Genomic DNA, 14,829 nt, shown 5'->3' on the forward strand with positions numbered 1-14,829 from the left:
GGAGGACGTCACTCGATCCGGAGCCGCTGGCGCAGCCCGTCACCGACGACGTTGAGGAGCAGGGCGCAGAGCGTGATCGTGAGACCCGGGGCGATCGTCGCGAGCGGCGACGAGGTGAACCGGCGGTAGGCGTTGGCGAGGTCGCCGCCCCAGCTGGGGTCGGGCGGCTGCACACCGAGACCGATGAACGCGAGACCGGCCTGCACGACCAGGCAGAGGGCCGCCAGCGAGCAGATCTGCACGACGACGGGGCCCATCGAGTTCGGCAGCACGTGCCGCAGAGCCACCCGCGGCGCGCTCACCCCGAGGGATCTGGCGACGAGCACGAAGTCGGATCGTCGCAGCGGCAGCACCGTCGAGCGCAGGATGCGGGCGATCGTCGGCGCGATCACGACGCCGACGGCGATCATGGAGTTCTCCAGGCTCGGTCCGACGACCCCGGTGATGGCGATGGCCAGCACGATGCCGGGAAGCGAGATGAAGGCATCCGCGATCCGCATGAGGATCTCGTCGGCCGTGCCGCCCAGATAGCCTGCGGCGAGGCCCCACGGGATGCCGATGATCATCATGGTCGCCATCGCGATGGCGACGCCGATCAACGCCGACGTGCCGCCCAGCAGCAGGCGGCTGAACACGTCACGACCGAGCGCATCGGTTCCGAGCCAATGCTCGACCGACGGGCCCTGCAGTCGCGCCGCGACGTCCTGCGCGAGCGGATCCATCGGCGCGACGAGCGGCGCGATCACGAAGAGGACGACCACGGCGACGAGGATCGGCCCCGCGAACGTCAAGGGGCGACGGCGACGACGCACCCGGAGGGCGCCGGCGCGCCCCGATGCATCGGGAAGGACGATTCCCGTTGTCCTCGTGGTGCTCATGCTTCGCTCCTCACCGTGAGCAGGGATTCCTGAGACGGCTCCCGCACGACGACGGGCAGCGCCGCCGCGACCGGCTCGGGTGCCACGCCGCCGCGCCGTCCTCGGCGGCGACCCGCCACACGCAGCCGCGGATCGATGAGGATCAGCACGATGTCGGCGACGAGGTTCAGGGCGATGACGATCGCCGCGACGAGGATCGTGATCCCCTGCAGCGTGCCGTAGTCACGCGTCGAGACCGCGGTCATGATCGCCGAGCCCAAGCCGGGAAGCGCGAACACGCCCTCCACGAGCACGGAGGCGCCGATGAGCGAGGCGATCGCGAGCGGCACGTAGGTGATGAGCGGCGCGACGGCGATGCGCAAGGCGTAGTTGAAGTAGATCTCCCGCGGACGCAGGCCCATCGCCCACGCCGTGCGGATGTGCACGCTGTCGAGCTCACGCACCATCGAGGAGCGCATGTGGCGGCAGATCAACGCGGCCGTCGGCATCGCCAGCACGAGCGTCGGCAGGATCATCGTCTCGATGTTGCCCCAGAAGCTGGTCGTGATCGGCACGTAGCCCACGGGCGGAAGGAGCCTCCACTGCAGTCCCACGATGCCCGCGGCGAGCGCCGCCAGGTAGAACTCGGGGATCGACAGGCCCAGGGCCGACAGGCTCATGACCGCCTTGCCGTCCCAGCGCTGCGCGCGGATCGCGGCCCAGATGCCCAGGGCGCCGCCGACGACGAGCGCGAGGGGGATCGACATGAGGATGAGCTGGAAGCTCACGGGCAGCCGCACCGCGACGATGTCGTTGACCGAGACCGACGACGTGTACGACGTGCCGAGGTCGCCCTGCAGCAGCCCCCAGATCCAGCTCCCGTACTGCACGATGAGGGGCTGGTCGAGGCCGAGACGCTTCTCGATGGCCGCGACCATCTCGGGCGTGGCGCCCTCGCCCGCGATCGCCTGTGCGGGTCCGCCGGGGATGAGGGTCTGCAGGCCGAAGACGATGAGGCTCGTCGCGATCAGGGTCGGGACGATGAAGAGCAGCCGGCGCAGCAGCAGGGCGATCATGCGGAGACACCTCGTTCCAGGGCGGGGATCGCGTCGAGGAGCCGCCGGGTGTACTCGTTCTTCGGGGCGACGATGAGCTCGCTCGTGGGAGCCTCCTCCTCGACCATGCCGTGGTGGAGCACGACGATGCGGTCCGAGAGGTGCGCCGTCACGGCGATGTCGTGCGAGATGAACAGGAGGGCGATGTCCTCCTCCACGCGCAGGCGGGCGAGCAGGTTGAGCACGGTCGCGCGCACCGAGACGTCGAGGGCCGACACGGCCTCATCGCACACGATGAGCTTCGCCCCCGACGCGAGGGCGCGCGCGATCGCGACCCGCTGCCGCTGGCCGCCCGAGATCTCCGCGGGCCTCTTGCGCGCCTGCTCCTCGGTGAGGCCCACGCGCTCGAGCTGTGCGACGGCGGCGGCACGGTCGGAGCGGCGCATGCCGGGGTGGATCGCCTCGGCGACGCTCTTCCAGATCGGCAGCCGCGGGTTGAGCGCGAGGCTGGAGTCCTGGAAGATCATCTGCACGCCGGCGCGGCCGACCTGACGCCGGCTTCCGGCCGACGGCACGCCGTTGATCGCGATCGTCCCCGCGGAGGGCTTCTCGAATCCGGCGATCGCGCGCCCCATGCTCGACTTGCCCGAACCCGACTCGCCGAGCAGTCCCACGACCTCGCCGGGCCGGATCGTCAGGTCGACGCCGCGCACGGCGTGCACCTGCCGGCCGTCCTTGCCCGTGTAGGTGATGTGAAGGTCGGCGACCTCGAGAAGCGGGCCGCGGGTCGCGGCCGGACCCGACGGCGCGTCGCCCGCGCGTTCTCCCCCGCGGGCGAGATGCCGTGCCTCAGTCTCCACACGCAGCTCCCATCAGCGACTGTGAGCGCGTGACCGTTCTCGGACGTTCATGGCCACGCTGCTCTTGAACTTTGCCGACCGATCGTTCGGCTTGAACCACGATGACATTGAAATGGGTCGGTGTCAAGTGCACTCTATATTCCGTAAATCACGGTGATTCCGGAGGCATCCGCCCCTCCGCGCTTGCAAAGGCGGTAAGGATTGCACGTACCGAGCGAGCATTCGGTCAAGACACTTTTTTGTAACGCTTGCGGCGAGGCGCCGGCCGCGACCGCTTGCGGTGCACCCTCGCCCGCGCTACATTCTCCTCCAGACCGATCGCTTGTTCGGTCATCTGAACTCTGGGCGCCTCGCGTCCGAGCGACACACCCCGGAACGGAGTCGAGATGAGAGCCCTGGAGCTGCACGCGTACGAAGGCCCCAGCGGGCTGCGACTCGCCGAGGCGCCGGTTCCCGTGCCCGCGGACGACGAGGTGCTGCTCAAGGTCGACGCGATCGGCATCAACTACCCCGACCTCCTCCTCACGCGCGGCCAGTACCAGCTCAAGCCCGAGCTGCCGATGATCCCCGGGTGCGAGATCGCCGGGCGCATCGAGTCGGCCCCCGTCGCATCGGGCTGGAAGGCGGGCGACCGCGCGTTCGCCTTCGTCTGGAACGGCGGCTTCGCCGAGTACGCGGTCGCACCGCTCAAGGCGGTCGCGCCCACGCCGGCGGCGCTGACCCAGGAGCAGGCGGCCGCCGTCGGCGTCAACTACGCGACGGCCCTCTTCGCCTTGCAGAACCGCGGGAGGCTCGAGGCGGGCGAGCGCGTGCTCGTGCTGGGCGCCGGCGGCGGCATCGGCACCGCGGCGATCCAGATCGCGCGCGGCCTCGGCGCCGGCGTCATCGCGGGCGTGCAGAACGACGCGCAGCGCGAGACGGCCCTCGAGGCGGGGGCCGAGCACGCCATCGTGCTGGAGGAGGGCTTCTCGTCCAGGGTCGCCGAGCTCACGGGGTCGCGCGGCGTCGACGTGGTCGTCGACCCGCTGGGCGACTGGATCTTCGGCGAGGCCGTGCGCACGCTGGCGCCCGAGGGACGTCTTCTCGTCATCGGCTTCGCGGCCGGCGACATCCCCAGCATCAAGGTCAACCGCCTCCTGCTGCGCAACGTCAGCGTCGTCGGCGTGGCGTTCGGCGCCTTCCTCGACGTCGACCCCGCCCTGCTCCCCCGGCTCGCGGTGACCCTCGACCGTCTCGCCGAGGAGGGATGGCTGCGTCCGCACATCCGGCAGACGTTCGCCTTCGACGAGATCCCCCGCGCGCTCGACCTCCTCGGCGAGGCGAGGATCCAGGGCAAGGCCGTCGCCGTGCTCTGACCCGCGCGGGGACAGGACAGCGGTGGGCTGCGCCGGGCACCACGACCGGCACAGCCCACCGAAGAGGCGGATGACGTCTCCTAGAGGTGGCTTCGCACCTCGCCGGCGAGGATCTCCACGCCGTTCGGAGCCGCGTTCGGGATGTCGGCGAGCACGGTCTCGCCGGCGGGGGTGGCCAGGGCCTGGGCGACCGCCTCCGCGGAGTCGAAGGTGAGGGTCACCACCTGGTGGTAGGCGGGCTCGGAGCCGTCGAGGCCCGGGCCGAGACGCTGCACGTCGAGGGAGCGGATGCCGGGGAGCGCGAGCGTGAGCGGCACGTGCGTCTCGGTGTAGTGCTTCTCGAACGCTGCGACGTCGTCGGGGTGATGGTAGAGCGCGGTGAGCTGGTAGACCATGGTTCTCTTCCTTGAGGGGGGGTGGATGACGGGGTGCGCGGCTCAGGCCCGGTCGAGCAGCCAGTCGGCCATGCGCTCGCCGATCAGGATGCCGGTGAGGTTGGTCGCGGCGCTCGTGATGTCGCGCAGGGCCGAGCAGTCCGCGACGTACAGGTTCTCGACGCCGTGCACGGCGAGCCGCTGCGACACGACCGACGTGCTCGCGTCGTGGCCCATGCGGCACGTCGAGGTGCCGTGGAACCCCGTCGCGAGGGTCTGGCGCAGCCATTCGCGCAGGGCGTCGTCGTCGTTCACGACCTCCTCTGTGGGCATGATGACCGACTGCAGCTCGCTCGCCATCGGCTCGGTCGTCGCGACCCGGTACGCGAACCGCACCTGCTGCATCATGCGGACCATGTCGTCCTCGGTGCCCAGGAAGTTCGAGTGGATCTCGGGCTGCACGCGCACGTCGTCCGAGACGACCGTGAGCCAGCCGACCGACGTCGGCTGCGCGAGGATGCTGAGCAGCGTGAACGGCTCGGCCTCGGCGCCCACCGAGAAGCCCAGCGACTCGGGCTCCATCGTCACCGAGAACAGGTAGGCGTCGTTGACGATGCCGATCTCCGCGCCCCGCGGCGTCGTCCACTTCAGCTCCGCGCGCAGGCCGTGGTGCTCGGTCTGGCCGATGAGGCCGACGACCGGCACGATCGGGTGGTCCTTCATGTTCCGCCCGACGTTCTCGTTGACGACCACGGGCTCGATGCCCAGGGCGCTCAGCGTCTCGGCGGGCCCGATGCCCGAGAGGGTGAGGATCTGCGGGCTCTGCACGAAGCCGGCCGAGAGCACGACGCGGTCGGCGTCGATGCGCTCGACGCCGTCGCCGCGCAGCACCTCGACGCCGACGGCGCGGCCGTCCTCGAAGACGACGCGCTGCACGAAGGTGTCGGCGAGGATCGTGAGGTTCTCGCGGCCTCGCGCCGGCTGCAGGTAGGAGACGAGCGTGCCCGCGCGCACGTTGCCGTCGCGCACGTTGCGCGCCGACGCCGCGAAGCCGTTCGCGCCCGGCACGTTGAAGTCCTCGAGCTCGGGGAAGCCCGCCGCGATCGCCGCGGCCTGCATCGCGTGCGTCGCGGGCGGCCACTCGTCCTTCGACACGCGCTTGATCGGAACGGGGCCGTCGCCGCCGTGGTAGTCGCCCGCCCCGTAGTCGAGGTCGGTCTCGAGCTTCTTGTAGTAGTGGAGCACCTTGTCCCAGTTCCACTCGTCGAGCCCGGCGTCGACCCAGCGCTGCGCGTCGGCGGGCGTGCCGCGGTGCGCGATCGCGGCGTTCACCGACGAGCATCCGCCGACGACCCGGCCGCGGGCGTAGATCTGCGGCTCGCGCGACTCGGGGGGCTCGACGAAGAACGACCGGATGCCCCAGTCGTGCACGCTCGTGCTGACGGCGTCCGCGTTGCGGATGTCATCGGGCGTCTCGTCGAGCGTCGCGTAGTCGGGGCCGGCCTCGATGAGGGTGACGCGCTGGTTCGGGTCTTCCGTGAGCCGGGCGGCGAGCGCGCCGCCCGCGCTTCCTGCCCCGACGACGATCGTGTGTACAGCCATGACGTGAATTCCTCCTTGAACTCTGGGCGCCCGCGTCGCACATCGCCGTGCGGTCCGGGTTTTAAGTAGTACACCATATTTTTGGAGCGTCGCACTTGCCGATCCGTGCGCGGTCCTGTGCACTCCGTTCCGCCGGCGCCGGCCCGCTCGGCACGGACGGCCGCCTCCGCTCAGGCCGCGGAGCCGAGGCGCTGCCGCAGGTCGCGCGGGCTCTCCCCGTACGCGACGCGGAAGCTGCGCGCGAAGTGCGCGGGATCGGTGAACCCCACCTCGCGCGCGATCTCGGCGATCTGCTTGACGGGAGGACAGCGCGACACCTCCTGGTGCGCCCGGCTCAGCCGCAGGCGCCGGATGCAGGCGGCGACGGGCTCGCCCGTGCTCGAGAACACCTCGTAGAGCCGCCGCCTCGAGACCCCGAGCACGCGCGCGATGCGCGCGGGGTCGAGCTGCGTGTCGGAGAGGTTCTCCTGGATGTGGCGCCGCGCGAACAGCAGCAGCGCCGAGTCCTCCCACGACGCCGGCACCGGCAGCTCCTGCGCGCAGACCGCGCGCAGGAGCTCGACGACCGCGCCCCCGGTCGCGGCCGCCGTGTGCGCGTCGAGGCCCGGCCCCTCCGCGGCGCCGTCGAGCAGGGAGCCGAGCAGACGCGTGGCGGACGACGCGGCGATCGGCCGCATCGTGATCGCCTCGGGACGCGGGGCGACGCCGAGGAACCGGCTGCGCGGCACGAGCACGACGTGCTTGGCGACCGGCGCGGGGATGCGGCACTCGGCCCCGCGCACGCTGTCCCACGCGAGCGCGGCGCCGCCCGACACGCTGACCTGGCGATCGCCCTGCCCGACGAGCTCCGTCCCGTCGCGCACGAGCACCACGCCGACGTACTCGCCGTCGGTCATCGCGAGCTCCCGCGAGCGCCGGTGGAAGCGTCCCGGCCCGAAGCGCGCGGTCACGAGCCGCAGGTCGCCGAGGCATCGCGTGCGCGACGTCCCCTCGCCAAGGCCGGCGAGGCCGTCGGCCTCGATCGCCCACGGCAGGTGGCTCGTCAGGGTGTCGCCGACGACGCCGAAGCCCTCCCCGTCCACGTGACGACCTCGCTTCCGGTCAGGCGATGCCCAGCTCCCGGCGGCGCCGGTAGACGAGGTCGTCGCTGTCGCGCCGCAGGTGCTCCCACTCGTCCTTGAGACCGAGCAGGCCCGCCGTCGTCACGCGCCGCGCCTCGTAGATGACGGTGCGCTGCGCGATCTTCCACATGCCGTCGCGCTTCTCGAAGCGATCGACGTAGCGGCCCCACGCGTTCAGCTGCAGCGACTGCCCGTCCTCGACCTCGGCGCCGAACGCGCGCGCGGCCTCGTCGCCGAGCGTGTGCGCGGTCATGAAGTAGGTCTCGACGAGCGCCGTGACGTCGTCCGCGAACTCGATGCAGCTCTGGCCGAGGAAGTGCATGATCTGCGGCGGGCTCGCGGTGCGCTCGCGGATGAAGTCGATGAGCCCCTCGAGATCGCCGCGATAGTCGGCGTGGTCGTCGATCGCGTCGGGATGGTAGACCTCGCGCAGCGCCTCGGAGTCGAGCCGGTCGACGGCCCGCGCATACAGCGACATCGCGTCGCGGATCGCGTCCTTGTCCTCCAGCCGCTGCAGGCGTCGGCGCAGCTCGTCGGTCGTGCTCTCGGTGGTCATGCCGCATCTCCTTCGATGGCCGTGGCGGGGGCGGTGGCGGGGACGACGACGTAGTCGCCGAGGTCGGAGGCGCGCAGCATGTTGCGGTAGTCGGCGATGCGCCACGGGATCACCGCGAGCACGCGGCCCTGGGGATTGCGGTACCAGTTCTGCATCCCCCTGTGCGTCCACACCATGCGGCCGTGCGCCTCGTCGAGGGCCCGGTTGTAGTCCTCGCACACGTCCTCGCGGCACGCGATGCTCTTCAGATCGCGCTCGGCCATCTCGGCGATCAGCCTCATCACGTAGTCGACCTGCATCTCGGCGATGCCGATGAAGCTGCCGCCGTGGCCGAGCAGCGTCGCCGGCCCGCCGAGGAAGAACATGTTCGGGAAGTTCGGCGCGGTCAGGCCCAGGTAGACGCGTGAGTCGTCCTCGCCCCAGGTCTGCACCGTGTCCCTGCCGTCGCGGCCGACGACGGTCATCGGGTGCAGGAACCGCGCGACGTGGAACCCCGTCGCGAAGACGAGCACCTCGCACTCGTGCTCGACGCCGTCCGTGTCGATGAACCCGCGCGGCGTGACCTCGGCGACGCCCGTCGACAGGAACGTCGTGTGCGGGGCGATGAGCATGTCGTACCAGCCGTTGTCGAGCAGCATCCGCTTGCCGAACGGCGGGTACTCGGGGATCGAGCGCTCGATGACGTCGGGGTGCCCCGCGAGCTTCTCGCGGATGTACCGGATGTAGTGCCGGCGGTGTCCCGCGTTGATCGCGTTGATCGACTCGGCCGGCTCGGTCCAGTCGGGATCGATCTGCAGGCTCTCGTGCACCCGGTCGTTGTACACCCAGTTCAGCCGCGCCCGGTACCACTGCAGGTAGAGCGGGACGTGCGCCATCAGGAAGTGCTCGGCCTCGTCGAACGCGTCGAAGTAGTTCGGGCAGGGCGCGACCCACTGCTTCGACCGCTGCACGAGGATCAGCTCCGCCACCCGGTCGACGATCGCCGGGCCGATCTGCATCGCGCTCGCCCCCGCGCCGATCAGCGCGACGCGCTTGCCCGTGACGTCCAGGTCGTCCGGCCACTCGGCGGAGTGGGTCAGCACGCCCTCGAACGTGTCCATGCCCGGCAGGTCGGGGAGCCTCGGGCGCGCCAGCTGGCCCGCGCCCACGAGCACGATCTCGGCCTCATAGGTCACGACCTCGCCGGCGCAGCGCGCCGTGACGCGCCAGGTCCCGGCATCCTCGACCCACACCATGTCGGTGACCTCGGTGCCGAACCGGGTGTGCTCCTGCACGCCGTTCGCGCGGGCCACGTCGATGAAGTACCGCCGCACCTCGTCGCGCTTGCCGTAGTGCGTGCGCCACGCGTAGTCGAAGAAGCTGTACGAGTAGAGGAAGCTCGGGGTGTCGACGCCGCATCCCGGATACGAGTTGTTCTCCCACGCGCCGCCGAACTCGGGCTCCTTCTCCAGCAGGACGTGGTCGATGCCCATGGCCTGCAGGCGGATCGACGAGAGCAGGCCCGAGGGGCCGCCGCCGATGATGAGCACGCGCTTGTCGGTCGTCACGCGCGGCCCGCGCCGCGCGAAGTAGGGGCGCGCGTCGCGGCCCACCCGCGCGTCGAGGATCTCCTGGATGAACCCGCCGTACTCGGGGAACACCTCCTCGCCGAACGCGAAGGTCGCCAGCTCCGTCAGCTCGTCGTCGCCGAGCGGGCGCACGACGCTATCGGGCCCCCAGCCCAGCGTGAGCTCGTACGCGGCATCCCGGATCTCGCGCTGCACGTCCTCGGGCAGGCCGCCGTCGCGGTGGTCGTCCATGCCGCGCGTGCGCGTCGGACGGAACCGCTCCTCGCGCCAGCGGGGGTCGCCCGTCAGCTGGCTCAGCAGCGCCACGAGCACGGGGACGTGCCCCGATGCGAGCGCCTCGCGCAGCCGGCCCGCGAAGTCGTCGACCTCCGATCGCGGGGACGTGTCGGTCCAGTGCGTCTCTGCCTGCGGCATCTACTCGCCAATCTTTCGGGGGGCGTTCGCCCACTCTCGGTCTCGCAGCACCCGGCGCTGGATCTTCCCGGTCGACGCCTTCGGGATCTCGTCGATGATCTCGACGAGGCGCGGGCGCTTGTACGGCGCGATGAGACGCGCGCAGACGTCCTCGACCTGCGCCACGGTCACCTCGGCGCCCGGGTGCAGCGACAGGAACGCCTTCACGGTCTCGCCCCACTGGACGCTCGGCGATCCGACGACGGCGACCTCGCGCACGCCCTCGATGCCGTAGAGCACCGACTCGATCTCCGCGGGATAGATGTTGAAGCCGCCCGAGACGATCATGTCCTTCTTGCGGTCGACGATGTACAGGTAGCCGTCCTCGATGCGGGCGACGTCGCCGGTCGCCGCCCAGCCGCCGGGCCGGAGGAGCTCGCTCGTGCCCTCGGGATTGCCCCAGTACCCGCTCATCATGGTGTCGGCGCGCACCCAGATCTCGCCCGACTCGCCCTCGGCGACGTCGTCTCCGTCGTCGTCCACGAGCCTGATCTGCACGAACGGCGTGACGCGGCCCGCCGCGGCGAGCCGCGCGGGCGGCGGCTGGTCGGGATCGAAGCGGTGCTCCTCCTTCGACAGCGAGACGAGCGGGAACGGCACCTCGGTGAGGCCGTAGACCTGCAGGAAGACGTCGCCGAGATGCTGCCCGAGCTTCTGCAGCCGCGCGGGCGCGATCGCCGAGCCGCCGTAGACCACGGTGTGCAGGCTCGACGTGTCGTGGTCGCCGGCGTCGAGCGCGGGCAGCAGCAGGTTCAGCATCGTGGGGACCGCGGGCAGGATCGTGACGCCGCGCTCCTCGATGAGCCGCAGGGTCTCGACCGGGTCGAAGGCGGCCACGGGGATCTGCCGCGTGCCCCGCATCATGAGCGGCACGGAGAGGTACCCCGACAGGTGGGTGAGCGGCGCGACGTGCAGGACCACGTCGCTCGTCTCGAGCCGGTCGAGCTCGACCATGAGGTTGCGCGCGCACGCCATGAGGCTGCGGTGCGAGAGGATGACGCCCTTCGGCCTGCCCGTCGTTCCCGACGTGTACGAGAGCTGGGCGATGTCCTCGGGGTCGACCTCGGGCGAGACGATCGGCTCGGAGCGCAGCAGGTCGGCATAGCCGATCGCGGCCGTGCGCGACTCGTCGATCGCGATGATCCGCGTCGCGACGCCCGCGGCGGCGAACGCCTCGGCGACGGCCTCCTCGTAGTCGCCCTCGACGAACGCGACGGCGGCCGTGCAGTCGAGCGCGGCGTCGGCGATCTCGCGCGGGTGCAGCCGGAAGCTCAGCGCGACCCGGCCGAAGCCGCCGGCCGCCGACGCGTGGTCGAGCACGATCGCCTCGGGCCGGTTCTTCGTGACGATCACGACGCGGTCGCCCTTCTGCACGCCGAGCGCGGCGAGGCCGCCCGCGATGCGCCGCGCCCGGTCGCCGAGCTCCGCGTACGTGAGGGTCTCCCCGGTCTCGCTCTCGATCGCGACGTGCGCGGCGAAGCGCGCGTAGGCCGCGGCGAACGCGCTCGTCACCGTCGTCTGCAGCCGCGACGTCGTCGCGGGTGGCGTGAAATCGCCCATACTGTCGTCTCCTCGTCGTTGAGAACGGATGCCGTGCCGCGCGCCGCGGCGATCAGCTCATGGTCAGGCCGCCGCTGATGCTCAGCGTCTGCCCCGTGACGTAGCCCGCGTCGTCGGAGGCGAGGTACGCCACGCCGCCGGCGATGTCCTCCGGCACGCCGATGCGCTTCATCGGCACGGCGCGCGCCAGCGCGTCGCGCAGGCCGTCGCCGCCGATCGAGGCGAACAGCGCCGTGTCGGTCGGCCCCGGGCAGACGGAGTTGACCCGGATGCCGTGGCGCGCGTGCTCGCGCGCGATCGTCTTGGTGAACGCGATGATGCCGCCCTTGGTCGCCGAGTAGACCGCCTCGCCCGAGGAGCCCACGCGCCCCGCGTCGGAGGCGATGTTCACGATCGCGCCGCCGCCCTGGTCGATGAAGCGCGGCAGCACCGCGCGCGTCGTGTGGAACACCCCGTAGAGGTTGATCGCGACGATGCGGTCCCAATCGGCGGGATCGCTGTCGAGGAAGGGCGTCACGCGGTCCCAGCCCGCGTTGTTGACGAGGACGTCGACGCCGCCGAGGTCGGCGACGACGTCGGCGACGAGGCGATCGACGGCCTCCTGCGACGTGACGTCGGCCTCGTATCCGCGGGCCGGCTCCCCCAGCTCGCGCGCCGCCCGCTGCGCCGCGTCGAGGTCGAGGTCGGCGATCGCGACGCGCGCGCCGTCGTCGTGCAGCCTCCGCGCGATCGCGAGGCCGATGCCCCGCGCCGCGCCCGTGACGATCGCGACCTTGCCGCCCAGTCTCGGTGCCATGCGCTCTCTCCGCTCATCCGGTACGCGGGTCGGCAGAGCGGGTGGCTCCAGCTCCTCCGCGAGCCGCGCGGGAACAAGTATCCTATTTTCCGCGCGAGCGGTCAAGCGGCGCCGCAGCGGGGCGCGCGACCGGGACGCGGATCACGCGACGGCGGTGTCGCCCCGGTCCTGCTCCGCCGGCCCCTGCTCCATCGACGGGGCCAGCGCGTCGATGCCCTGCGAGAGCTGCTCGTCGAGCACGTACCAGAGGATGGGCTTCTCCAGGTCTTCGGGATGGCTCTCGCGCATGGCCTCCATGAGGCCGCGCTGCATCCTCTCGGCCGCGGTCGACGCCGCCGCGGGCTCGCCGCGGTCGACCGCCTCGACGACCGCTGCCACCTGTTCGGCGAGCGGTCCCTTGAGCCCCCTGGGATACCGCCAGCGCACCGTCGAGGTCATCGCGACGAGCGACGGCATGATGGTCGAGAACACCGAGTTGTGCGTCGCGCGCGCCATCGCGAGCGAGTAGTCGATGGCGTGCCGCGCGAAGGCGGGGCCACGGGCGTCCCTCGTCGCGCGCAGGCCCTCGACGGTGCCCCAGAGCGCCGCGACGTCGTCGTCGTCGCGGTTGATCGCCGCGAGCGAGGCGACCGCGGGATCGAGCGCGAGCCTCGCCTCGAGCACGGTGTCGAGCGTCGCGCCGTCGAACTGGATCACGAGCCCCAGCGCGCTGCCCACCACCTTCGGGTCGGGAACGGCGAGGCGCGCGCCGCCCTGCCGCCCGTTCTTGACGGTGATCGCGCCGAGGAAGCTCAGCAGGCGCAGGGCCTCGCGGAAGGTCCCCCGCGACACGCCGTACCGCTTCAGCAGCGTGGCCTCGTCCGAGAGCGTGTCGCCCGGCTGGAGCCCGCGCTCGGCGAAGTCACGCATGATCCGTCGCGCCGTGTTCGTCGGAAGCGCCCCCCGCGGCACCGTCGGCTCGCTCTCGGCCACGTCACTCTCCTCTTCGCCGGCACTCACCCCTGGTCGGCATTGAAGGTAGACGCTACCACCGCACCTCCCGGGATCGAGCCGGTTTTTAGGGGTGGTCACAGAGTCAGGAATATCTTATACTAGATAACGGAAGACCTCTGTCAACGCCGACAGCTCGACTGTCCGCACGTGTCCAAGGGAGGACGCAATGACCCTATTGACCACCACCGCCGCTCAGGACTGGATCGCGGGGTTCACGCCGAAGCACTTCATCAACGGCGAGTTCGTGCCGCCCGCGAGCGGCGAGACCTTCGAGGCGATCAATCCGTCGACCATCGAGCGCATCGCCGACCTCGCCCAGGGCAACGCCGACGACATCGACGCCGCCGTGCGCGCCGCCCGTGCCGCGTTCGACGCCGGCGCCTGGTCGGGCATGGACCCGTTCGAGCGCTCGCGCCTGCTGACGCGCTTCGCCGACATCGCCGAGGCGCACGCCGACGAGCTCGCCGAGCTGGAGAGCACGGAGATGGGCATGATCCTGCCCACGGCCAAGGCCTTCGTGGGCGTCGGCATCGGCGCACTGCGCCACTTCGCGGGCACGCTCGCGAACATCTCGGGCGAGACCACCTCGTCGGCGAGCAACGTGCTGAACTTCACGCTGCGCGAGCCCCTCGGCGTCGTGGGCGTCATCATCCCGTGGAACGTGCCGACGACCGGCTTCATGTGGAAGGCCGGAGCCGCGATCGCCGCCGGCAACACCGTCGTGATCAAGCCCGCCGAGCAGGCCTGCCTCTCGGTCGTGCGTCTCGCCGAGCTGGCCGTCGAGGCCGGCATCCCCGCGGGCGTGCTGAACGTCGTGACCGGCGACGGCCCCACCGCCGGCGAGCCGCTCGTCGACCACCCGCTCGTCGACAAGATCACCTTCACGGGCTCGACGACCGTCGGCAAGCGGATCATGTCGCGCGCCGCCGTCAACGTCAAGAGCATCTCGCTTGAGCTGGGCGGCAAGTCGCCCAACATCATCTTCGACGACGCCAACCTCGACCTCGCCGTGCCGTACGCGCTGGCCGCGTTCACGACCGTGAACGGCCAGGGCTGCGTGTGCGGCACGCGCATCCTCGTGCAGCGCGGCATCAAGGACGAGTTCGTGCGCCGCCTCGCCGAGGCCGCCGAGCAGCTCAAGCTCGGCGACCCCCTCGACCCCGAGACGACCCTCGGGCCGCTCTCGTCGCAGGAGCAGTTCGAGCGCGTCGTGGGCTACCTGGAGATCGGCAAGGAGGAGGGCGCGATCGCCGCGACCGGCGGCGCGCCGACCGGCGAGGGCTACTTCGTGCCGGCGACGGTCTTCGAGGCGTCCTCGAACAAGCTCCGCATCGCGCAGGAGGAGATCTTCGGCCCCGTGGCGACCGTCGTCCCCTTCGACACCGAGGAGGAGGCGCTCGCGATCGCCAACGACATCGAGTACGGCCTCGCGTCGGCGGTGTGGACGAGCGACGTGCAGCGCGCCGGCCGCGTCGTGCGGGGTCTGCGGGCCGGCACGGTGTGGGTGAACACCTACTTCTCGCTGGCGTCGAACATGCCCTTCGGCGGCTACAAGCAGTCGGGTGTCGGCCGCGAGAACGGCATGAACTGGTACCTCGACTTCACGCACGAGAAGGCCGTCTACATGCAGCTCTGAGCCCCCGGCAAAGAGACGAGTGCCCCCGCCGATCGGCGGGGGC

13 protein-coding genes are annotated in these 14,829 nt (G+C 71.1%); 2 read left to right on the forward strand and 11 right to left on the reverse strand.

Translation table 11 applies throughout. The features are described 5' to 3' along the window. Positions 1-8 precede the first annotated feature (8 nt). Genes AOA12_RS18930 through AOA12_RS18940 form a run of 3 tightly spaced genes read right to left on the reverse strand, consistent with a single transcriptional unit; the run spans position 9 to position 2,772 of the window. The gene (locus AOA12_RS18930) at positions 9-878 is read right to left on the reverse strand and encodes an ABC transporter permease (RefSeq protein ID WP_054686329.1); all 870 of its coding nucleotides are present in this window, start codon (positions 876-878) and stop codon (positions 9-11) included. Next, complete coding sequence (locus tag AOA12_RS18935; protein WP_054686330.1) at positions 875-1,933, reverse strand: ABC transporter permease; 1,059 nt, start codon at positions 1,931-1,933, stop codon at positions 875-877. The genes AOA12_RS18930 and AOA12_RS18935 overlap by 4 nt, the downstream gene beginning before the upstream one ends. Beyond that, complete coding sequence (locus tag AOA12_RS18940; protein ID WP_054686331.1) at positions 1,930-2,772, reverse strand: ABC transporter ATP-binding protein; 843 nt, start codon at positions 2,770-2,772, stop codon at positions 1,930-1,932. Before AOA12_RS18940 ends, AOA12_RS18935 begins: the two co-directional genes overlap by 4 nt. A gap of 386 nt (positions 2,773-3,158) precedes the next feature. Between AOA12_RS18940 and AOA12_RS18945 the strand changes: the two genes are divergently transcribed. Further along, on the forward strand, positions 3,159-4,127 hold the full coding sequence (locus AOA12_RS18945) for an NADPH:quinone oxidoreductase family protein (RefSeq protein WP_054686332.1): 969 nt from the start codon (positions 3,159-3,161) through the stop codon (positions 4,125-4,127). 80 nt (positions 4,128-4,207) lie between these two features. Here AOA12_RS18945 and AOA12_RS18950 read toward each other — a convergent pair whose 3' ends face one another. From AOA12_RS18950 to AOA12_RS18985, 8 genes are all read right to left on the reverse strand, one after another. Continuing rightward, the gene (locus AOA12_RS18950) at positions 4,208-4,522 is read right to left on the reverse strand and encodes an EthD family reductase (protein ID WP_054686333.1); all 315 of its coding nucleotides are present in this window, start codon (positions 4,520-4,522) and stop codon (positions 4,208-4,210) included. 42 nt (positions 4,523-4,564) lie between these two features. After that, positions 4,565-6,103: a GMC family oxidoreductase gene (locus AOA12_RS18955; protein ID WP_054686334.1), complete on the reverse strand. Its 1,539-nt coding sequence runs from the start codon at positions 6,101-6,103 to the stop codon at positions 4,565-4,567. 170 nt (positions 6,104-6,273) lie between these two features. Then, a complete protein-coding gene (locus AOA12_RS18960; RefSeq protein ID WP_054686335.1) occupies positions 6,274-7,185 on the reverse strand; it encodes a helix-turn-helix domain-containing protein in 912 nt (303 codons plus the stop codon). 19 nt (positions 7,186-7,204) lie between these two features. Further along, positions 7,205-7,780: a nuclear transport factor 2 family protein gene (locus AOA12_RS18965; RefSeq protein ID WP_054686336.1), complete on the reverse strand. Its 576-nt coding sequence runs from the start codon at positions 7,778-7,780 to the stop codon at positions 7,205-7,207. Continuing rightward, entirely contained in the window at positions 7,777-9,762 is a 1,986-nt protein-coding gene (locus AOA12_RS18970) for a flavin-containing monooxygenase (protein ID WP_082406385.1), read from the reverse strand. The genes AOA12_RS18965 and AOA12_RS18970 overlap by 4 nt, the downstream gene beginning before the upstream one ends. Beyond that, positions 9,763-11,361, reverse strand: a complete 1,599-nt coding sequence (locus AOA12_RS18975) for a class I adenylate-forming enzyme family protein (RefSeq protein ID WP_054686337.1) — start codon at positions 11,359-11,361, stop codon at positions 9,763-9,765. Between the two features lie 52 nt (positions 11,362-11,413). Beyond that, positions 11,414-12,157: an SDR family NAD(P)-dependent oxidoreductase gene (locus AOA12_RS18980; protein ID WP_054686338.1), complete on the reverse strand. Its 744-nt coding sequence runs from the start codon at positions 12,155-12,157 to the stop codon at positions 11,414-11,416. A 141-nt stretch (positions 12,158-12,298) separates the two neighbouring features. Further along, a complete protein-coding gene (locus tag AOA12_RS18985; RefSeq protein ID WP_054686339.1) occupies positions 12,299-13,129 on the reverse strand; it encodes a FadR/GntR family transcriptional regulator in 831 nt (276 codons plus the stop codon). Between the two features lie 187 nt (positions 13,130-13,316). Here AOA12_RS18985 and AOA12_RS18990 point away from each other — a divergent pair, with 187 nt between their 5' ends. Further along, positions 13,317-14,786, forward strand: a complete 1,470-nt coding sequence (locus AOA12_RS18990; protein WP_054686340.1) for an aldehyde dehydrogenase family protein — start codon at positions 13,317-13,319, stop codon at positions 14,784-14,786. The last annotated feature ends 43 nt before the right edge of the window (positions 14,787-14,829 follow it).

Origin of the sequence: Microbacterium sp. No. 7 (assembly GCF_001314225.1) — a bacterium.
Taxonomy (GTDB): domain Bacteria; phylum Actinomycetota; class Actinomycetes; order Actinomycetales; family Microbacteriaceae; genus Microbacterium.